Source organism: Salipaludibacillus sp. CF4.18, from assembly GCF_051262595.1.
Taxonomy (GTDB): domain Bacteria; phylum Bacillota; class Bacilli; order Bacillales; family Salisediminibacteriaceae; genus Salipaludibacillus; species Salipaludibacillus neizhouensis.
The window spans coordinates 1-19927 of record NZ_JBIMEV010000036.1 but is presented as its reverse complement, the minus strand read 5'-3'; the positions used below and the strand labels follow the sequence as shown (position 1 = coordinate 19927).

Here is a 19927-nt window from a genome sequence, read left to right as displayed (position 1 = left end):
CGTCTCTAACAGTCCATGCTAAATGCTAAATAAATTGCTAACAATTACTGATCGTATTTATCCATGTACTCATCAACATTTTCAGGAGTAACTAGTTCATAAGGAACGAGGATGTCATCCACTTCTTCACCATTTGCTGCACTTACAGCCGCTTTAATACTGTTAGCACCTTGCCCAATGGCATCCTGATAAACCGTCACATCTAATAAACCATCCTGCATATATTCCAAAGCTGCCGGTGTTGCATCAATACCAGCGACAATTACGTCATCTAACTTACCTTCCGCTTCAAGAGCCATGATCGCACCAATAGCCATTTCATCGTTGTTTGCAACTACTGCATCAATCTCTTCCCCGGAGTTCAACCAATTTTCCATTAATTGCATACCTTCCGAACGGCTAAAGATGGCTGTTCCCTGATAAACCACTTCAATGCCTGGGTACTCTTTAATGATATCCAGATTACCTTGAGTTCTCATGATTTGCGCCTCGTGCCCAAGCTCGCCCTCCATAATAGCGACGTTTCCTTCTCCATCAAGAAGCTCTGCTACTGCTTCCATTTGCAAAGTCCCGGAAACGATTGACTCAGAACCAACAAATGCAGTTGCTGCTTCTATTCCTTCAAAGGTTCGGTTCGCAACAACAATCGGAATCCCAGCATCATTTGCTCTATCAACGATATCCACTGCAGAAACGGTATCTACAGGATGCAAAACAATTGCATCTACATCACGGGAAATAAAGTTTTCGACCTGATCCAGCTGCGTTGCTCCCTCGTTTTGAGCATCGGAGAAAACAAATTCAAAATCTGGATGAGATTCTCCTTCTGCAATCATTGCTTCTTGCATGTAAGTTAAAAACTCATCCAAGTTTGAGATCGAAACACCTATCGTTTTTTCTGCATCTCCGCCGTTCCCACTGTCTGCTTCTTCCGCTCCACTGTTCTCTTCCCCACAAGCTGCCAATAACAATACAACTGACATACCTACTGAAAAACCTAGCTTTTTAAACATATTCATAACTAATTCCTCCTATATAATTAGTTTAAAATTGCAAATAAAACTCCTTAAAAGAAAACATTGCCTCTATTAGCCTCTTAGTTAAACCACCCCTTATTTTTAAATTCTACAATTTACCCCTGTTTTTCTTTAAAAGAAATAAGATATCTAACCAAATTGAAATCGATTACATTTACAGCAACAAAATGAAACATCTTTTGTTTCTATTACTTTATAATACTTTAAACAAAATGTAAACGCTTTTATTCAGAAAAATTAAATTTATTTTCTATAAAAACGGTAATAACGTTATACAGTAGTCTTATTTTATATATATTAAGCTATACTATTTCTGTAATACATATATAGAAGAAACTCATTTAGGCGATCTTATACTAATTAATTACGATAAGAATATTTTCATTTGAAATCCTAAGACTGACAATTAAGAAAACGATTTCATTTCACTTGAATTTAATGCTTATATTGCTTATGATAGTAATATAAATACATTTATTATATGTTCATTAAAAACATGAACTATCTCATTCTATCTTAAGGAATTTAAATTTACCTATTACTTTACCGAAACAGTTTTAAAATAATCTACCATGAAGGTGAGTGGAAGAATCAAATGAAAATGAGTGATGTAGCTAAACTGGCAAACGTTTCACCTGCCACTGTATCCAGAGTTTTAACAAATCCCGATGTTGTTAGTAAAAAAACGAGAGAAAAAGTATTGGCCATAATTGAACAAGTAAACTATCAGCCTCATCTAGTTGCTCGACAATTCCGAACAATGCAAACAAAAATGATACTTGTCGTTGTACCTGATATAACAAGTGCTTTTTTCTCTGAAGTGCTTCGTGGAATTGAACATATCGCTATTGAACAAGGTTATCAAGTTATATTAGGAGACACTGAAAACAGTGTTGAAAGAGAAAACAGTTATATGAATTTACTTCTTCAAAAGCAAGTAGATGGCGTAATCCTATTAACAGCAAAATTAGATAAGGAAAGATTAGAGGAACTATCAAATATATATCCTCTGGTACTTGCTTGTGAATATATTGATGGCTTAAACGTACCCACTGTTTCGATTGATAACATTAGCAGTGCTCGGAAAGCAACGGAGCATCTTATTAGTTTAGGGCATAAAAAGATTGCTCACATTTCCGGACCCGTGAATGTCATTCTTAGTAGAGACAGGTTACGGGGTTACCAACAAGCTATGCTCGGTCATGACGTACTCATGGAATCATCTTATATACAAGAAGGTGCTTTAACTATTGAATCAGGCTATAATCAGATGAAAAAATTGTTAGCCTTAGACACCCCTCCTACCGGTGTTTTTGTATATAATGATGAAATGGCAATGGGAGCAATTAAAGCTGTGAAAGACTCGGGATTAAACGTCCCCGAAGATGTTGCCATCGTTGGATTTGATAATCTAAAAATGTCAATGGTTATTGAACCGCATCTAACAACCATTGACCAACCGAAATACGATATTGGCAATAAGGCCGGTGAACTGTTAATAAAGATGATCCATAAAGAAGATATCCAAAAGAAAACGTATGTTATGAAAGATACCCTGGTCATTCGTGAATCCTGTGGGTCAAATAGTAAAGTTACGAAATAATAAATCATCACACTTTTCCCTATGTGATGATTTAAATTTCATATTTTATATAAAAAAATATAAATAAAGCGTTTACAAATAAAATATAATCGTTTACACTAATTTCTATACCCTTCTAACCACATTTTGAAATCGATTACATGACAAGGTCTTTAGTTAAATCAAATTGAAAGAGTACAGTGAGTATTGGTAGGTATTCTTAAGAATATATGTACTTTTTTAAAGAAAGTAATGTAATCGATATCATTATTGACTTCCCTATCAATTTCATACTAAATACACATTATCTGAGAGGAGAAATGAAAATGACTGAAAAAGCGCCTTATCTCAAAAATTATGTTGGAGGTCAATGGATCGAATCAACTTCCGGAAAAACAGAAGAGGTACCTAACCCTGCAACTGGTCAAACAATCGCACATGTACCAATCTCGAACCGTGAGGATTTAGATAACGCCGTTCAAGTAGCAAATGATGCCTTTAAATCTTGGAGTAATACTGCTGTTCCTAAACGAGCTCGTATTCTATTTAAATATCAACAACTCTTGGTAGAACACTGGGAGGAACTAGCTGGTCTTGTCACTCAAGAAAATGGAAAGAGTTACAGTGAGGCTTATGGAGAAGTTCAACGAGGCATTGAATGTGTTGAATTTGCTGCCGGTGCGCCCACACTTATGATGGGCAAACAGTTACCTGACATTGCAACTGGCATTGAATCTGGTATGTATCGTTACCCGATTGGTGTTGTTGGCGGAATAACTCCTTTCAACTTCCCAATGATGGTTCCTTGCTGGATGTTCCCGCTAGCTATCGCGTGTGGTAATACATTTGTATTAAAGCCATCGGAACGGACGCCGATACTTGCCGGTCGACTCGTTGAATTATTTACAGAAGCCGGTTTACCTGATGGTGTATTGAATATCGTTCACGGAGCTCACGATGTGGTGAATGGTCTACTCGAAAATCCTGAAGTTAAAGGGATCTCCTTCGTTGGCTCTCAGCCTGTCGCGGAATATGTTTATAAAACAGGAGCTAACTATGGAAAACGAGTACAAGCACTCGCTGGAGCAAAAAATCATTCGATTGTACTTCCTGATGCTGATCTTGACTCTACAGTGCAACAAATTGTCAGTGCCGCGTACGGCTCAGCAGGAGAAAGATGTATGTCCGCAGCCGTTACAGTAGCTGTCGGTGACGTAGCAGACAAATTGATGGAGAAACTAAAGTCTGCAGTCGATGACATCACGATCGGTAATGGCCTTGATGAAGGTGTATTCCTCGGTCCTGTCATTCGAGAATCCCATAAGCAAAAAACAGAAGAATATATTGAAATTGGTCTGAAAGAAGGCGCAGAACTCGCTTATGATGGACGAGATAAAGCACTCGGATTAAAAGAAGGCTATTTCATCGGTCCGGTAATTTTTGATCACGTAACAACAGAAATGACTATTTGGAAAGAAGAAATCTTTGCTCCTGTTTTGTCCGTTGTTCGTGTAGAAACATTGGATGAAGCTATTAAACTAACGAACAAATCTGAGTTTGCAAACGGAGCATGCATCTATACTGACAGCGGAAGCAGCGTAAGAAAGTTCCGTCAAGAAATTGATGCAGGCATGTTAGGTGTTAATTTAGGAGTACCAGCTCCAATGGCATTCTTCCCATTCTCTGGCTGGAAAAACTCGTTTTACGGTGACCTTCACGCTAACGGAACAGATGGAGTTGAATTTTACACTCGCAAAAAAATGGTCACAGCTCGCTGGTAATACTCGTAAAACTGCAAAAAAGCTTTCAACTTTCAAGAAATCCATTCGACATACAAAGCACCTACTTATCAAGCGTAGGTGCTTCTACTAAAAATCAACTAAATTCTCTAAGGAGGAAATACTTATGAAAATAGCATTAGATCCCCATATGATAAGACATCTACCTATTCCAAAAATGGTCGATATGGTCGCAGAAATGGGCTATGAATATATTGAACTATCACCACGAGATGACTTTATGCCTTTTTATAAATATCCGCGGGTAGACAAAGCACGAATTAAAGAGTTAAAAAAAGCACTCAGTGACACGGGTGTGAAACTTTCTTCGATCCTGCCGATGCAACACTGGGCAGGACCAAATGAGGAAGACCGTCAATCAGCCGTCCATAACTGGAAACGCGCGATCGAGATTGCTGTCGAGTTAGACGTTAATTTAATGAATTCCGAATTTACGGGACAAAACGATATGCCTTATAAATGTGAACAAATGTTTGTGAAATCGATGGATGAACTCATTCCTCACTTTGAAAGAGAAGGCATAAACTTGAATATTCAAGCACACCCATTTGACTTCATTGAAAACAATAATGAAGCTGTAGAAATGATCAGAGCCTTTGACAAGGATTGGCTCGGCTACTTTTATTCCGTACCACATACGTTTTTCTATGATGACGGCAAAGGTGATATCGCTACAATGCTAGACTACGCTGGAGATAAATTAAGACACATAAATATTGCAGATACTTTTAATCATAAAGCATCATCGTGTCTGCGCTATGTTGTTAATCCACCAGGGGTACATGCCACAGTTCACCAGCATCTGGATATTGGTAAAGGTGATATCAACTGGGATATGCTCTTCTCCAAACTACGTGAAATCAAATTCGACGGCATCGTAACTTCTGCCGTATTCGGTGAAGAACACCGTGCAGAAGATTCAAGTCGCTTTATGTTGGATCGAATTACAGATGAACTCGTCAATTACAAATAATATATGGCATTCTTTTTCCGCTTAGACAATCGTCTAAGCGGTTTTTTTAATAATTATCCGCTATCATAAACTCCATAATCCGATCATGCAGTCCAGGCAAATCTTCATGAGCAAAATCAGGAAATACCTCTAATGATTTTGGAGAGGTTATTTTATTGTAAGCAGCAAATTGGGTAGATGGCGGACAGATCGTGTCCATAAGACCCACCCCCATCATGACTTCTCCTTGAATTCGAGAGGCCAAATGTTGGATGTCAATATAGCCAAGTTTTGCAAAAGTCTCTTCTTGACGTTTATGCTGAGGGTCAAACTTCCGGAAATATTTTCGCAACTCATCATAGGCACCTACTGCCAAGTCCATTTCCCATACTCGTTGATAATCACTTAGGAATGGATATACAGGTGCCAGTTTTTTAATCCGTGGTTCAAGTGCAGCGCAAGCCATTGTCAGTCCGCCACCTTGTGACCAGCCCGTTACCGAGACATCACGAGAATCCACTTCATCCATGTCGATAACAAGCTTTGCTAACTGGGCAGTATCCAAAAAGATATGACGAAACAAGAGGTTGTCCTCATGATCATCAAGACCGCGAATAAAGTGCCCTTGCAATGTATTTCCAACTACGCCGCCTACATCTTCAGACAAACCACCTTGTCCCCTGACATCCATTGCAAACACATGATATCCAAGTGCAGCGTACGCAAGTTTACTTTGCCAATCCCCTGCGCTCATAGAATAGCCATGAAAGTGAAGAATAGCTGGCTGTTTCTTAGATGTATCAAGCTTTGGTTTCACATATTTCACGTGAATTCGTGCTCCTCGAACACCAGTAAAATACATATCAAAACATTCTGCATAAGCAACCTGGAATGAACTTTTAATCAGCTCTACATTACTTTCCACTTCGTTCATCTCTTGCAGCGCACGACTCCAATACTCATCAAAATCTTTCGGACGCGGATTTATTCCTTGATAGGTTTTCAATTCGTCTAAACGCATATCAATTAAAGGCATAATTTTTCCCCTTTGCTAATGTGTTTTATAATAACTTTCCACGATCTCAGTCCACTCGTGTTTTCGCGGTAATAGCTTTTCATGTAAAAATACCATCCGTTGCTGTTCATTTGGATAGGTGTTTTCTATATTAGCTGCTTCTTCGACTGCATCCTGAAACTGATGCAACGTTGACAAAGCATTTAAATCCTCTTTGAAAATCGCTTGCATTGTCATGTTTTCCTCATTATAAGGGATTAATCCTAGCGTCACACTTTTCAGAAGTCGGTCACCAATGTCATGATCACCTTTAATATAGCATTCACTCACATACTGGATCGCATTTTCTATTTCAAGAAGCATATCAAGATAATTATGTAAAAACTGCCGCTTCGCCGACGTAAGCCGAGAAGAAATAACGAATCCCTCCTTTACTCTGTCATTCAATGACTCAATTAGTTTTTGTGGTATATATCTAGCTAAATAACACTTTATTTAATTATAGCACGATGTCCAAAAAGAATAAGGATTTCGAAAACAGCAGCTCATACAAAAAAAGCAACCGGAAGCCAAGCTTGTCCGGTTGCTTTCTTAGAGTCTTCGTTTTCATTCATTATTTTCGGTAACTGGTCCCTGCTGAACCGGCAGCTGCAGTTGCCGCTCGTTTCGCTGCTGCATAAGGGTTATTCGGAGCCGGTTTTCTATTAGGCGTTGGCGCCGTTCCTTCTGTTGACTTAGGAGTCACTGGTGCAAGTGCTTCCTCCTGTTTTGTAATCGGTGTGACCTTATTCTCTGCAGGCTTTGTTTCAATTTTAGGCTCCGTTGAAGTTGAAACTGTTCCGCCACCATGTCTGTTCTGACGGTCTTTCTTAATGACTTCCTTCCACGTATCACGAAAATCCACAACAAATTGCTCGGCTTGACTTAATGCTTCAAGATCATTTCCTGTATTAGCTTCAATAAGCTTGGACATAATGAAATCATACATTTGCATCATATTCTGACTCACATTAACATCCGTATTTAGTGTTACCATCAATTCACGAATAATATTTTGTGCTTTCATTAAATTCGTATTCTTTTCTTCCATATTTTTTTCATTCAATGCTTTTTCAGCACGTTTAATAAACTTCAAGCAACCATCATAAAGCATTAACGTTAATTCGCCTGCGGACTTTGTCTCCACGGATGATTGTTTATACTTCGCGTACGGATTGTTTACTGCCATTACTATCTACTCCCCTTATGAATCCCTTATCTGAATACAGACACACATTTTCTCTATCGTAAACTTGGAAATCTCCTAGGATAAATGCCTCATGCTCTTACATGTATATTATCGGCATGTCTTCCATTATTTTTAATAATAAAACAAAAGAACCCGAAAAATGAATCGAGTTCTTTTGTTTTTTCATCAAACCTTCTCATCAATAATAATTCCGGCAAACTCTAACATCGAAGAAATCATATCCAAAAACTTTTCGGGTGGAATTTCTCTCACTACTTCTTCTGTTTGCTTATCAATGACTTTAACCATTGTGCGATTCAGTGTTTCATGTTGTTCAAACTTAAGAGAAGTACCTTTAACGGTAACGAGGTCATTCATCGCTTCCATCGCACTGTCCAACTCTTTCACCGACCATTCTCTTCCCTTTACTCGAGATTCATGCTCAGCTTTCCTAGATGACGTGTCGACACTTCCTTGTGCATCCACACTATCCCTGTTTTCCGTAGGGCTTCGCTCAGATCGTACCTGAGAGGTAGTTTCATTTGCGGAAAAACGGCCCAATGAATTCACTTCCATGTGTATCACTCCTACTCTTGACCTATTTCCTAATTAACTAATTAATATATCGGTACTTTTCACTAAATGTTGAAGTGTTTTTTAGAAATAACTGAAAACTTTGAATCTAATACTGATTATTTCTTAGAATCAAAAAATATTCCATCCGATGTAGGTCCATCATATGGGTTTTCATATTTTTTCCCTGTTTGTTTACGCATTTTTAAACGATTTAAATCCATTCTAATTTCAGCTTGAATTGCCACCATTTTCAAATTGATTTCTTTATTCATTTTGACGACATCATTCGCAAACTCTTCTTCCGCTCCTGAAGGTTGAGATACTTTATCCATTAAAGGCTGGCGTTCACCCAGGTAATTCTCAATAACTTCAATGTATTCCTCTCGCCCTTCATCCTTGGGCATCGTCTGCTGCAGATGACCGTACAGGGCCTTTGTAACTGTGTGTAACTCCGTGATAGCTGACATACTCAGCCTCCAATCTTCTAAGAAAAACGCGTAGCGTCTTTTGTTAAGCAGCATTCAGAAGTAGCTTTAAGTATTTTTTAAGCTACTTCCATTTTACGGGAGAAGTCACCCCTTTTTGCTTCAACTCTTTACAGACCGGTATTCAGCCATATGCCATTCAATAATTTGATTATCTTGTTGCGTCCGATCCATCGACATACGTTCCTCACGCATTAATCCTACAACGTCTGGTTGATATCCATACCTGTGGCAAAGCTGAAAGTCCCAACTTCCAAAACACTTCTCATCTATTAGATATATCGGATACTTAAGCTTATTTGTTAATACCATTCACACAAATTAATTGTGCTGATCACCATTTTCACTATAAAATTACCTCATTTGCCCGCCCATAGTAAAGGACATTAATTGCTCTGCCTGCGCATTTGCCTGAGCCATTGCTTTTTCCATAGCAGTAAATTGAGCCCAATAACGGTCCTCTACTTGTTGCATCCGTCTTTCGAAATTAGTAATACGCTCATCCGCTTGGTCAATTTCTCTCCCCATTGTAAAAGTTTGATTGGCTGCTGAATCAGATCCCCCAGCTTTTCTTGAAATGACCTTCATTTGATCGTTAAGAGTCTCCCGCACTCTCCTAGCAATCCCTTTTTCCTCATGCGTTTCACCATCTGCAGAAAACATTTGGAAAACAGCCTCTGGATCTTGATCAATTGCTGCACGCAGTTTTGTCTCATCAACTTCCAAACGTCCACGGTCCTTATAGTTGCTGGTTGTAGTTATACCTAATTCTGTGATTTGTGAGAATGTCCGATTCTCACCAACACCTACTGGAGCATATATATCCTGCCTCATCTGAGTTAATGCCCCAGATAGAATTCTATCATTTCTAACGAGCCCACTATGTGCTCTTTCTTCCCACATCTCAATCTCTGAATCCGACATATCTCCCCGTTGTTCGTCCGTAAGTGGTGCATAGTCACGATGATACTCCTGTGAAACCTTACCACCTACCATTTCAATCAGTTCGTTGTAATCGTCGATAAATCCCTTGACTGTGTCAAAAATATCGTCCGTGTTATTGGAAACAGTTAATGTAACAGATTCTGTAGTCTTACTTTTTAGTGAAATGTTCATTCCATTTATCTCAAAATCATTGCTTTGACGCTCGGTTGCTAAACCATTCAGAGTAAAAACGGCATTTTGCGCAGTATTGTCAGGTGTGCCTGTCATGTGCAATGTATTCGTTAAGAAACCATCTGTATCTGTAAATTCTATCTCATGCCCACCTTCGTTATAGACACCCACTTCTGTTCTAGACATAGAAATTTTCCCACTATGCTCATCAAAAAAAGCTTGAACACCCAATTCAGAATTGTTAATCTCACTTAATACACCATTTAAGGTATCTGCGCCGTCGAAGGAAAAAGAGTTAGTTACTGCAGCCCCCGCCTTATCATAAGTCGTGATCGAAAATCCTACGGAATTTTTTCCGAATTGGTCCAATAAGCTAGCATTAGGATCTACTTGAGCACCATCGCTATTAATAATTCCTTGACTGCTAGAATGAGACTCAGCAGTTGCAAGCTGCAATACATTCGAAATCGTATACGTCCCATTGGAAGCACCAGCTGAAGCAGTTCCGCTGATCAACGCTTCATTCGAACTACTCACTTGTTTTGCATCCATATTCGCTCTTCGCATAATGGTGTCAAACGTATTTTTTCTAAAATCCAGGAACTCTCGGTTCACTTCTCTATATTCACCCATTTTCAGAATCAATTCTTTTTGATCCTGCTCCATCTTCTGCATTGGTTGTCTTTCCGCCTGCATCAAATCCTTTACCATCTGATTGATATCCATACCCGAAGCAAAACCTGAAAGTCTCATCAAAAAACCCCTTTTCCTATTTTCATAACGAAGAATCTACAAAGTGAGTTTCTCCATCTAATTTAAAAACAGAAAAGCAGCATTAGATCTTCCCACTTTTTTCTGTTTTTAGTCTTCTAATCGTAATCTCTACTAGTTATATCGGCATTAGAGCTATTTTGTTTAGTGCTTAACATTTTATTTGTTTTTGTAAGAAAAACACGTAGCGTCTTTCTTAACCCTTGATATTTAAAAGTATGGTTATAATCCTTCTTTGAAATTTTGTAAGATAAACTCTTCCGCTGACACCGGACGGCATATGTGAAAGCCTTGGACGTAATCACAATTTTCTTCAGCCAATATCGCTAATTGCTTCTCGTTTTCAACCCCTTCTCCTACCGTTTGCATATCTAAGCGTTCCGCAAGTTTAATAATCGAGTTAATTAACGCTCTATTTCTCGAACCAACTTCCACATCATCAATAAACGACCGATCAATTTTTATCGTATGTATCGGAAGATTTTTTAAAATACTCATCGATGAATATCCCGTCCCGAAATCATCCATAGAAATATGGAGTCCTAACGAATATAACTGATGAATCATCTGAGATAATTCCTCGTAATTTTCCATAAAAAGGGTTTCCGTTATTTCTATATTAATATCTTTCGCTGCCACTCCCGTTTCCTTTAAGATCGTTTTTATAGTCTCTATAAACCTTTTCTGTTCCTGGAGCTGCCGAACCGATACATTTATGGAAATTCTAAACGTTTCGAAATATTCTTGCTGCCACTTTTTTAGTTGCAAACAAGCTGTTCTAAACACCCATTCTCCAATCGGAATAATTAAACCTGTTTCCTCCGCTATTGGAATAAATTGATTCGGTGGTATTCTTCCCAAACTTTTATGGTTCCAGCGTATTAAAACTTCTGCGCTGATTGTTTTCTTCGTCTTTGTATGGACAATTGGCTGGTACTCCAGATAAAAATCACCGTCTTTAATAGCTTTACGCATATCCGTTTCCAACGTGATTTTCCTTTTTATATTTATATTCATTTCTTCGTTATAAACAACGACATTGTTTTTTCCGCGTTTTTTAATGTGATACATGGCTAAGTCTGCCTGTTTTAACAGTTCTTCTCCTGTAACAGCTTTACTTCCATCATAATAAGTAACTCCTATGCTACAGGTCAATTGGAAACTCACTTCATGAAGTTCGAATGGTTCTTTTAAAACTTCGATAATTTTCTTGGCGCAGTTTACTCCGGCTTCCTTATTCAGTACATCAGAGAGTAAAATCACAAACTCATCCCCACCTATACGCGCTAACGTTTGACGGTTTTCCAAACACCTGCTTATGCGTTGTGATGCTTCGATTAGTAATTGATCACCTATAGAATGACCTAAATAATCGTTTACATTTTTAAATCCATCTAAATCGACATACAGCAAAGCCATAAGGTTTTTTTGTTTTCTCGTTTCAAGAATCGATTGATTGATTCGATCATCTAACAATGCTTTATTAGGGAGAAGAGTCAATGGATCATTATAGGCTAATAATTTAATCTTTCGCTCTTGTAGTTTCTGGGGAGTGATATTCTTTGCAATCCCAAAAATTCCAATAATCTCGTTATTTATATAAATGGGAATATTTTTTACATCTAAGGAAATATATTTGTTATTTTTATCCACACACGTGCACTCATAGCTTTGCGCCTTGCCTTTTCTAGCCTCATTAAAAAAATAAACGACCTTATCAATATCTTTCACAGCAACAATCGAATGAAATGTATTGCCTTTCAATTCTTCCGCATTATATCCAGTAACTTCTTCAATTGCCGGATTAGCATGGAGGTACATTCCATCCAGATTCATTTCAAAAACTGCATCTTTATTGTATTTCACTAAACATTTATAACGTTCCTTACTTGCCATTAAAGCTTTTTCATTCTCTTTAATATGATGATAGAGCTCTTTTTTCGTTTTTTCTAGATGAAGATCTGCTTTATGTTCAACGGTAATATCTCTCATCATCATAACCAGATGAGTGACCCTGCCTTCCACATCCATGAATGGAGTGAGCTTCGTCTCGTAAACAATCCCACCTTTATGTTGGTTAAAAACAGTTGTTGCCTGATTTATATATGTATCATTGTATTTTTTAATCAAAAATTGCGCCTCATAAGAAGAAAGTACCTCTTCCACTTTTAGATTAGTAACATCATCGCCAAACTCTTGAAATTGCTGCATAGCCTGATCATTTATATATTCATAACGATATTCACCGTATTTCTCGCTTTTCAGAATACATACATACTCACTCGTTAGATTGGCAAATTGTTTATAACTCATGATTAAGTCATTCATTATCTTTCACTCCAATTCAATGCCTGAAAATTCAGATTAATTAAATTAACGAAAGGTATAAATACCTACACTATATCTACTATTATAGTTTCATTGTCTAAAAATGTCGATATTTATCCGATAGATTAGATTATTCAAGGTGTAAAACGATCGATATAAACTGTTAACTTGATAACTTGATAACTTAACCCAACTTCACAAAGACTTTATTATATATTTACATTGCCTTAACAAATGACTGGCATAATATAACATATCAGAAGGAGGTCATAGGTATGGTGTCTTTAGTAACGGTTGAAACCAATAAACAATTAAAATTCACTAGCAATTCTCAGGAGTCACAACTCATACAAAAGACGATGCGCACCATTCACCGCATGGATGCCTATAAAGTGAGCGCAAATCTCGTTGATTATTTAAAGAGTTCGAAGACGGAGTGTATTGTAATTGAGGAGCCTTTTCATCATCAAGGCTACATCATGATCAATCACTTTTATCAAAAAATGGGGTCACGCTTCGGTTTCAGTTTATTTATCAACCGCCCAATACATATTTTCGCTAAAAAAAATCCTCTCGTTTTCACCCTGAATCATCCTGTCTCCGAGATCATATCTCAGGCCCTTCAGCGGGAAGAGAAAGATAAATTTGACGCAGTATTTATTGAGGTAAATTCTCTTCTTGTCGGGTATTTGACGATGACTGATTTAATGGAACTTTCCGCATTGGTTCAGGACTTCATTCGCGCTGACCAACAGGCCTATTTGACACAATTAGAAGCCCATGTTCAGACGATTGAAGAAGACGTTCAACAAGTTGAAAAAACAAGCTTTCAAGGTCAGGATACTGCTGGTGCAATTGGCAAACGTGCTGAGAAAAGCCGCGATTTCATGACAGAAATGATCATCCACGCGAAATCGCAATGGTTGGATATGGAAGAGCAGCAACGAACCGTTACAAAATTGAATGAAAAAGCCAAGGCGATCACCACAGCACTAAATACGATCGAAATGATCACCGACAAAGTTAATATTCTCTCCTTGAATGCAACCATTGAAGCAGCAAGAGCTGGTGAGGCAGGAAAAGGATTTGCCGTTGTTGCAAAAGAAGTTCGAGCCCTAGCAGTAGAGACAAAATTGGCAACGAAAATTATTCAAACCGATGTCCACGAAACCACAAACGTCATTGCACAAACAACAACACAACAACATCAATCTCAGGAAAAAATGAATCAATTTCGCCAAAAATTGATGAGTACAAATGAAGAATTTTCCGCACTGCATGAGGAAGTTACCCAAGTAAGTCAGATGTTGAAAAACATGGCAAAACAAGCCGATGCTGTGAAACAGTGCAGTGACGAATCGATGAGCTTTATTCGCAGTTTAAGAGAAGCAACAAGTAATAACGTGGTTAATACAGGAGAAACTTTCCTGTGAAGCACTCCTGCTTACTTGGTGTCTTGCGCTCTTTACACTCGGCTTGGCACCAAGTTCACCAAGAGCACAAACAACACCAGGAACTTGATCAAATCATCAAAAATGAAACGATGACTCCCTATTTTCAACCGATCGTCCATCTTGCCAGCGGAGAAACGGTCGGCCAAGAGGTTTTAAACAGACCGAAGAAATCAGCTATATTTCCATATGTAGAGACTTTTTACGATTTCTTAGGAAAATCGAATCAGGTTTTTTGCTACGAGCGAACGGCACGGGAAAAGGCTTTGACGATTTATTCACAGCAAACGAATTGTCATGAGAAACGAAAGACGAAATTATTCCTCAACGTCCACCCGAATGTATTAGAGGATGAACTCTATAAGCAAGGTGCTACACGAAAAGTATTGGAAAAGATCGGTCTTCGTCCTAAACAGGTCGTTTTTGAAATCACAGAAAAACAAAATGTTTCTGATTATGCCCGCTTGAAAAAAGTCGTCAATAACTATCGTTCACAGGGATTTCGCATTGCTATCGATGACGTCGGTTCCGGCTATAACAGTTTAAAAACGATTCTACATTTACAACCGGATTATATAAAACTGGACCGCTCCTTCATTCAAGACATTCATCACTCTCCTTCTCAGCAAGCACCTTTATTTGTTCGCTATGCAAAAGAGACCGGAGCAGAAGTGATCGCAGAAGGAATCGAAGAAAAAGCGGAGCTTGCAACCATCCGTGAGCTCGGAATTACTTTCGCGCAAGGGTTTTTTATTGGACACCCGCAAACCTCCCCTCACTTTCCTCAGCTACCTCCTTCAGCGAGTATCGCTAGTTACTAGTGTTTTAGTTTGAATGACTGGTTTGACGTAACTTACTTTCGGATAAATAAATACACAAAAACAACTCCCAAAAGTTTTTGGGAGTTGTTTTTGTGTATTTGGAATCTGTATGTCGCTCCCGATTAAGGAAGCAGAGAACCGTCCCCTATCACAGAAACGAGCCGTTCCATGCCTAGTTTTATTTGGTCTGGTTTGGCATTTGTGAAGTTTAGCCGAAGTGTGTTTTGATTGGGCTTTTTCACATAAAATGGAGCACCTGGAACGTATGCTACACCGTGATCAACAGCAGTAGTTAATAGTTTTGTTGTATTCACCTGCTTAGGTAAATTGACCCAGAGGAACATTCCTCCACGCGGGGTCACGTAACTTATTTCATCATTATCCACGCTATCAAGCAGACCTTTCATAATATACATTCTTTCTCGATATGCAGATATTAGGGTCTGTATGTGGTTATCAATATCAAAATCATTCATTAAATGAATCAAGGCATGTTGAGAAAGCGAGTTCGTATGCAAGTCTGTTGCTTGCTTCGCTTGGGCCATTAAACGAATGATTTGATGCGGCCCGACAATCCAGCCTGTTCGCAGTGCCGGCACCACTGTTTTCGAAAACGTGCTCGTATAAAGGACATATTTATTGTCATCCATCGAAGCTAAAGGCGGAACCTTTTCCGCAGAATCAAACTGAAGATCACCATATGGATCGTCCTCGAAAATCACAACATGGTACTTATTAGCCAGCTCAAGTAAATGCTTGCGACGTTCAAGCGACCACACTTTACCATCCGGATTCGAGTACGTAGGAACAACATAAATACATTTTGGCTTTAACCTCACAATTTTTTCTTCCAGATCTTCTTGAATCATGCCATCATTATCCGATTTTACGGGAACAATGTTAACTTCATAGGAGTTGAACACTTGCAAAGCTGCAAGATACGTTGGATTCTCTGTTAAGACAATATCCCCCGGATTAAACATAATTCTAGAGAACAAGTCAATCGCTTGCTGGGATCCGGAAGTCACTAAAATATCTTCTGCTTTCCGATGAATCCCTTTTTTCATCATTCTATCCACTAATATCTCGCGTAACTCCATCACACCTTCCGTCTCTCCATATTGGAGGGTTTTGTTGCCGGAAGTAAGAGCTTTATCAAATGCATGGCGCACTGCCTCTACCGGAAAAAGATCCTCATCCGGCATTCCTCCTGCAAAGGAGATCACATTCTCTTTATTAGCAACCTTTAAAATATCTCTAACAGCTGAAGATCGCATGTAACGAACACGTTGTGCAAACCCATATTTCACGAAATTCCCCACCCTTTATAGTAATTAAATAATCATATATTTGAAAAAATCAGATAACTATTATCATAACATAACAGTTTGCTTTTTTGATGACTATTTTAAGATTAATTACGTTTAAAAGAGACGCCGAATATTCTCCTGTAACTGCAGCTGGAGAGATTCCGGAGATCTGAATAGAATTATTGCTAATTCAGTCGATTGAAGCAGAGAACCGTCCCTGCGTTCCACGACTAAAAGGGCATTGAAAAAGTAAATCGACTTTTTCAATGCCCTCTTCTATATATCACTTTTCACCAGAACCTAAAACCCGTAATGATAAGCAATTTTGGAAATAACACCTTCTTCTAAAAAGCTTTCAAGCCGCTCTTTTAAATCGCCGCCCTGGAGCTTTACACCAGTGTTTTCTTCTACAAAGTACTGTTCACTTTTTTTATTCGACTGAAGAAGAATACCATTAGCGTTTAGAATTTGTGTAAATAATTTTTCCCACTCTTTTTTTGCTCCTGAAAATTTTGCTCCCACTAGAATATCCTTATGCTCACGCCATTCTTCTCTCAGCGTTTCTTTCGTTTCCCATACATTTTCTAAGTCCATACGATTCCTCCTTAGCTACTATGTATAGTATAACCTATTTATGGTCATAGCATGTACAGAACGAAAAACAACCTGGTTGACTCACGTTTATTCTCAACTTATAGTCTCATCTAATTCAATAATTAGGAAGCAGAGAACCGTCCCTACGCTTCCTGAATGCTCTCTAAAGCTTGCTTAACACTAGCAAAAGACTTGATGGCAGACATATCAATATTACTTTTTACAACTGTTTGTACCATATCAGGACGTAAACCTGCAATAACTACATCTATACCCATTAAACGAAGCGTCCCCCCTATTTTATGAAGCGATTGTGCAATTTGAACATTAATTGTTAAGGCACCTGAAAAATCAGCTATCACATATTTAACTCCCATTTCAGCAATTCTGGGAACGACATTGTCTAATATATGTTTGACACTATTCGTATCAACATCACCAATCAGTGGGAGAATCACGATATTATCTTTTACAGGCACAATAGGTGCCGACAATTTTAGGAGTTCTTTTTGTTTATCTTTCTTGAACTTATCGGAAAGACGTTCGAATGATAAAAAGGTTTCATTTAAGCTGACATCTAACAACGCGTTTACCCTTTTTAACACAATAGCATTTTCGTTTACAGACAAACCAATCTCTATACTAATTCTCGTTATTATTTCATTAAAGACTTCCCGTGTTGGTGGATAACGCCTAACAATTTCTGAAATTTCCCCTCCAGATGACACTTGCATTTCTGCATTTTTTTTACTCCACTCGATTAAGGTATCTGGAAACACTTCTTTATCTTCATCAATTAATGACTCTCCCAAAAATCCAAAAAGCTCAATATACATAACATTGGCTTGCTCTTTTTCCAATTGCGGAATATCTAGTTTCATTCTGCTTAGAACACCTTCAACCACTTCAATAGCTAAAGATTCCGCATCTTCACTTATGTACCTGGAAAAATTTAATAATGGGGTCATCCATATTCACACCTTTTTTCTATTCTAGTTAACTTATTATAACTTAAAAAAGGTTTGTGCAGGCACAAGCAATTTCTCCAAATTATGTAGAACCATTTTAAATAGAATCTATCTAATATTGAGGTAAAATTTTCCTTATTACTTGTCAAAGTAGGCTGGAAATTCTAACCAAATACCTACTTGCTTGTCACGCTTGATTCACAATTATGTACGTGTTCTGCGTCAGATTCTAAATATTTGGAATGAGTGAAGTTCTTGATGGAAGGGGATAATTAAAATTACACTTATCTTTGAATCAAATATGGCAATTGTCATATCTTTAATTTTATTTTCAATTTTATCAATCTTTGAATCAACTAAAGTTGAGTTGTCAATCTTCCTTAAAACTAATACATCCTTTATTGTTTTAGAATTTGTTCGGAATTCATCCTCTTTAAGCAATTTCAAAGCAAGCTCGGGTGGTGCCTATCACGAGTTTCCTAACCCAAGTGGTGACAGGCACGGCGCCTAAATGTGAATCTATTAAGGGCAAAGAAAAGTGATCTCGACTTTTTCTTTGCCCTTTTAGAGATAAGTGAGCGATCGCTGGCGACCTGAACTCCAAGAGTGACTTTCAGGAAGCAGAGAACCGTCCCTTAGTTTCCTGATTTAATTTAAAAATTCACTTATGGCATCGACAATTAGCTGATGGTCGTCCAGATGATTTGGTAGGCCAGACACGCAAATAGAGCCTACTAGTCCTGTGCCCTTTAAATTTATTGGAAATCCGCCACCGCCAGCAGCATAATCGCTAGCATTAAGATTTCGTCCTTCTAGGGTTTTCCCTGCCACCTCCAGCCAGTATTTGAAGCGCAGTGAAGACATGCTCATAAGATTGACACTATTTCTCTTCCGCGCAAGCCATAACTCGCTGTCAAGAACTGATCCCTCTGAAAAGTATCGAAATATCACAAGACCATTTACGGTGATTTCAATCGTTATTGGATCGCTAAATTTCTTTGCTTTTTCATTGATAGTAAGACCGATAGCTAACGCATCGTTACGGGAAAACCTTTCAAACTCCAACCCTTTCTCTTGGGCGGCTAATTCTTCGTAATTGTCTTTTGCATTTATCATAATTTTTGTGCTCCCCTCTATCTCATTGGTGGTAAACAGGTGCCATAAAATCAAATATCCTCCACTCCTATAAAGGCATAGAGGATTTGATTATTTGTTCTGAACCGTTTTGCAATATACACATTATGTTTGTCTAACTCTGCTCCACATGTAGAATGAGCATCAACTCTATCTACTGATTATTTTATTATTTACGGTTTAACTGACTTTATTGAACAACCTTATAATAATACGATGATCCTTATATATTTTAATTATTCCTAGTCAATAACTCAAGGTTTTTAATTATATCATCACAGAATAAACCACTATTTTTCTAATAATTTTAGTTATCCGCTCATATAATGGTAACAAGTTTATCATTTAAAAGGAATATTTTACTAATACACTTTTCCACTATTTTATTTAAAGGAGGTAATGTATGGCTATAGACAGAATTAGAAGAGTGGGCTCAGTACGTGAAATGGAAAGTGTTACTGATGACTACGTAACAATGGGTTATGAAGTGATTTCACGTGGGCAATCTTCAATAAGAATGAGACAACACGGGGGGTGGGGTTCAGTAGGTGGACACATTTTTATAGGTCTATTAACTGTTTGGTGGACATTCGGAGTGGCCAACATATTATTCGCAATATATAAACGTTACAGTGGTGAAAAAATTCTTGTTAAATTAGAGAATTTAGATATAAAAGAGGAAGTATAATCATTTATGTTTATCGGTTATTATCTATTTATCTCCGATTGTTGATTCGATTCAGCTTCTAACTTATTTAAC

At 38.0% G+C, this 19927-nt stretch carries 18 protein-coding genes and 1 pseudogene; 6 read left to right on the top strand and 13 right to left on the bottom strand.

What is annotated here, in order from left to right:
* Positions 1–44: 44 nt before the first annotated feature.
* A complete protein-coding gene (locus ACHABW_RS18025) occupies positions 45–1019 on the bottom strand; it encodes a sugar ABC transporter substrate-binding protein (RefSeq protein WP_435757278.1) in 975 nt (324 codons plus the stop codon).
* Positions 1020–1632: 613 nt separating this feature from the next.
* Here ACHABW_RS18025 and ACHABW_RS18020 point away from each other — a divergent pair.
* From ACHABW_RS18020 to ACHABW_RS18010, 3 genes are all read left to right on the top strand, one after another.
* Positions 1633–2640, top strand: coding sequence for a LacI family DNA-binding transcriptional regulator (locus tag ACHABW_RS18020; RefSeq protein WP_435757276.1), 1008 nt, complete (start codon positions 1633–1635; stop codon positions 2638–2640).
* 305 nt (positions 2641–2945) lie between these two features.
* Positions 2946–4400 carry a CoA-acylating methylmalonate-semialdehyde dehydrogenase gene (locus ACHABW_RS18015; RefSeq protein ID WP_435757274.1) on the top strand — a complete coding sequence of 485 codons (1455 nt, stop codon included), beginning with the start codon at positions 2946–2948 and terminating at the stop codon, positions 4398–4400.
* 124 nt (positions 4401–4524) lie between these two features.
* Positions 4525–5391, top strand: coding sequence for a sugar phosphate isomerase/epimerase family protein (locus tag ACHABW_RS18010; protein ID WP_435757272.1), 867 nt, complete (start codon positions 4525–4527; stop codon positions 5389–5391).
* 46 nt (positions 5392–5437) lie between these two features.
* On the opposite strand, the gene ACHABW_RS18005 is transcribed toward ACHABW_RS18010, so the two are convergent.
* The 8 genes and pseudogenes from ACHABW_RS18005 to ACHABW_RS17970 all read right to left on the bottom strand — a co-directional run bounded on the left by ACHABW_RS18005 (position 5438) and on the right by ACHABW_RS17970 (position 12889).
* Complete coding sequence (locus tag ACHABW_RS18005; protein ID WP_435757270.1) at positions 5438–6406, bottom strand: alpha/beta fold hydrolase; 969 nt, start codon at positions 6404–6406, stop codon at positions 5438–5440.
* Between the two features lie 15 nt (positions 6407–6421).
* Positions 6422–6832, bottom strand: coding sequence for a hypothetical protein (locus tag ACHABW_RS18000; protein WP_435757268.1), 411 nt, complete (start codon positions 6830–6832; stop codon positions 6422–6424).
* A gap of 391 nt (positions 6833–7223) precedes the next feature.
* Positions 7224–7613 (bottom strand): annotated as a pseudogene (fliS, locus tag ACHABW_RS17995) (flagellar export chaperone FliS); the annotation flags it as partial.
* Between the two features lie 186 nt (positions 7614–7799).
* The gene (locus tag ACHABW_RS17990) at positions 7800–8189 is read right to left on the bottom strand and encodes a flagellar protein FlaG (RefSeq protein WP_435757266.1); all 390 of its coding nucleotides are present in this window, start codon (positions 8187–8189) and stop codon (positions 7800–7802) included.
* A gap of 116 nt (positions 8190–8305) precedes the next feature.
* A complete protein-coding gene (locus tag ACHABW_RS17985) occupies positions 8306–8656 on the bottom strand; it encodes a flagellar protein (RefSeq protein ID WP_435757264.1) in 351 nt (116 codons plus the stop codon).
* Positions 8657–8776: 120 nt separating this feature from the next.
* A complete protein-coding gene (locus ACHABW_RS17980) occupies positions 8777–8986 on the bottom strand; it encodes a hypothetical protein (protein WP_435757262.1) in 210 nt (69 codons plus the stop codon).
* Positions 8987–9028: 42 nt separating this feature from the next.
* Complete coding sequence (locus tag ACHABW_RS17975; protein WP_435757260.1) at positions 9029–10543, bottom strand: flagellar hook-associated protein 2; 1515 nt, start codon at positions 10541–10543, stop codon at positions 9029–9031.
* 240 nt (positions 10544–10783) lie between these two features.
* Positions 10784–12889 (bottom strand): sensor domain-containing protein, encoded by a 2106-nt coding sequence (locus ACHABW_RS17970; protein WP_435757258.1) that lies wholly within the window; start codon positions 12887–12889, stop codon positions 10784–10786.
* 275 nt (positions 12890–13164) lie between these two features.
* On the opposite strand from ACHABW_RS17970, the gene ACHABW_RS17965 reads away from it, so the two are divergent.
* Both ACHABW_RS17965 and ACHABW_RS17960 read left to right on the top strand, forming a co-directional pair.
* Positions 13165–14322 carry a methyl-accepting chemotaxis protein gene (locus ACHABW_RS17965; RefSeq protein ID WP_435757256.1) on the top strand — a complete coding sequence of 386 codons (1158 nt, stop codon included), beginning with the start codon at positions 13165–13167 and terminating at the stop codon, positions 14320–14322.
* Positions 14319–15161, top strand: a complete 843-nt coding sequence (locus ACHABW_RS17960) for an EAL domain-containing protein (protein WP_435757254.1) — start codon at positions 14319–14321, stop codon at positions 15159–15161. The genes ACHABW_RS17965 and ACHABW_RS17960 overlap by 4 nt, the downstream gene beginning before the upstream one ends.
* A 122-nt stretch (positions 15162–15283) precedes the next feature.
* On the opposite strand, the gene ACHABW_RS17955 is transcribed toward ACHABW_RS17960, so the two are convergent.
* The 4 genes from ACHABW_RS17955 to ACHABW_RS17940 all read right to left on the bottom strand — a co-directional run bounded on the left by ACHABW_RS17955 (position 15284) and on the right by ACHABW_RS17940 (position 19203).
* On the bottom strand, positions 15284–16471 hold the full coding sequence (locus ACHABW_RS17955) for a PLP-dependent aminotransferase family protein (protein ID WP_435757252.1): 1188 nt from the start codon (positions 16469–16471) through the stop codon (positions 15284–15286).
* Positions 16472–16771: 300 nt separating this feature from the next.
* The gene (locus ACHABW_RS17950) at positions 16772–17065 is read right to left on the bottom strand and encodes a hypothetical protein (protein WP_435757250.1); all 294 of its coding nucleotides are present in this window, start codon (positions 17063–17065) and stop codon (positions 16772–16774) included.
* Positions 17066–17208: 143 nt separating this feature from the next.
* Entirely contained in the window at positions 17209–18033 is an 825-nt protein-coding gene (locus ACHABW_RS17945) for an STAS domain-containing protein (RefSeq protein ID WP_435757249.1), read from the bottom strand.
* 648 nt (positions 18034–18681) lie between these two features.
* Positions 18682–19203 (bottom strand): heme-degrading domain-containing protein, encoded by a 522-nt coding sequence (locus ACHABW_RS17940; protein WP_435757248.1) that lies wholly within the window; start codon positions 19201–19203, stop codon positions 18682–18684.
* 367 nt (positions 19204–19570) lie between these two features.
* Here ACHABW_RS17940 and ACHABW_RS17935 point away from each other — a divergent pair, with 367 nt between their 5' ends.
* Positions 19571–19855 (top strand): hypothetical protein, encoded by a 285-nt coding sequence (locus ACHABW_RS17935; protein WP_435757247.1) that lies wholly within the window; start codon positions 19571–19573, stop codon positions 19853–19855.
* The last annotated feature ends 72 nt before the right edge of the window (positions 19856–19927 follow it).

What these genes read in the sequence shown, in the direction of transcription:
- ACHABW_RS18025 (WP_435757278.1), bottom strand. Translation starts at nt 1,019, where the DNA reads ATGAATATGTTTAAAAAGCTAGGTTTTTCAGTAGGTATGTCAGTTGTA.
- ACHABW_RS18020 (WP_435757276.1), top strand. Translation starts at nt 1,633, where the DNA reads ATGAAAATGAGTGATGTAGCTAAACTGGCAAACGTTTCACCTGCCACT.
- ACHABW_RS18015 (WP_435757274.1), top strand. Translation starts at nt 2,946, where the DNA reads ATGACTGAAAAAGCGCCTTATCTCAAAAATTATGTTGGAGGTCAATGG.
- ACHABW_RS18010 (WP_435757272.1), top strand. Translation starts at nt 4,525, where the DNA reads ATGAAAATAGCATTAGATCCCCATATGATAAGACATCTACCTATTCCA.
- ACHABW_RS18005 (WP_435757270.1), bottom strand. Translation starts at nt 6,406, where the DNA reads ATGCCTTTAATTGATATGCGTTTAGACGAATTGAAAACCTATCAAGGA.
- ACHABW_RS17990 (WP_435757266.1), bottom strand. Translation starts at nt 8,189, where the DNA reads ATGGAAGTGAATTCATTGGGCCGTTTTTCCGCAAATGAAACTACCTCT.
- ACHABW_RS17985 (WP_435757264.1), bottom strand. Translation starts at nt 8,656, where the DNA reads ATGTCAGCTATCACGGAGTTACACACAGTTACAAAGGCCCTGTACGGT.
- ACHABW_RS17980 (WP_435757262.1), bottom strand. Translation starts at nt 8,986, where the DNA reads ATGGTATTAACAAATAAGCTTAAGTATCCGATATATCTAATAGATGAG.
- ACHABW_RS17975 (WP_435757260.1), bottom strand. Translation starts at nt 10,543, where the DNA reads ATGAGACTTTCAGGTTTTGCTTCGGGTATGGATATCAATCAGATGGTA.
- ACHABW_RS17970 (WP_435757258.1), bottom strand. Translation starts at nt 12,889, where the DNA reads ATGAATGACTTAATCATGAGTTATAAACAATTTGCCAATCTAACGAGT.
- ACHABW_RS17965 (WP_435757256.1), top strand. Translation starts at nt 13,165, where the DNA reads ATGGTGTCTTTAGTAACGGTTGAAACCAATAAACAATTAAAATTCACT.
- ACHABW_RS17950 (WP_435757250.1), bottom strand. Translation starts at nt 17,065, where the DNA reads ATGGACTTAGAAAATGTATGGGAAACGAAAGAAACGCTGAGAGAAGAA.
- ACHABW_RS17945 (WP_435757249.1), bottom strand. Translation starts at nt 18,033, where the DNA reads ATGACCCCATTATTAAATTTTTCCAGGTACATAAGTGAAGATGCGGAA.
- ACHABW_RS17935 (WP_435757247.1), top strand. Translation starts at nt 19,571, where the DNA reads ATGGCTATAGACAGAATTAGAAGAGTGGGCTCAGTACGTGAAATGGAA.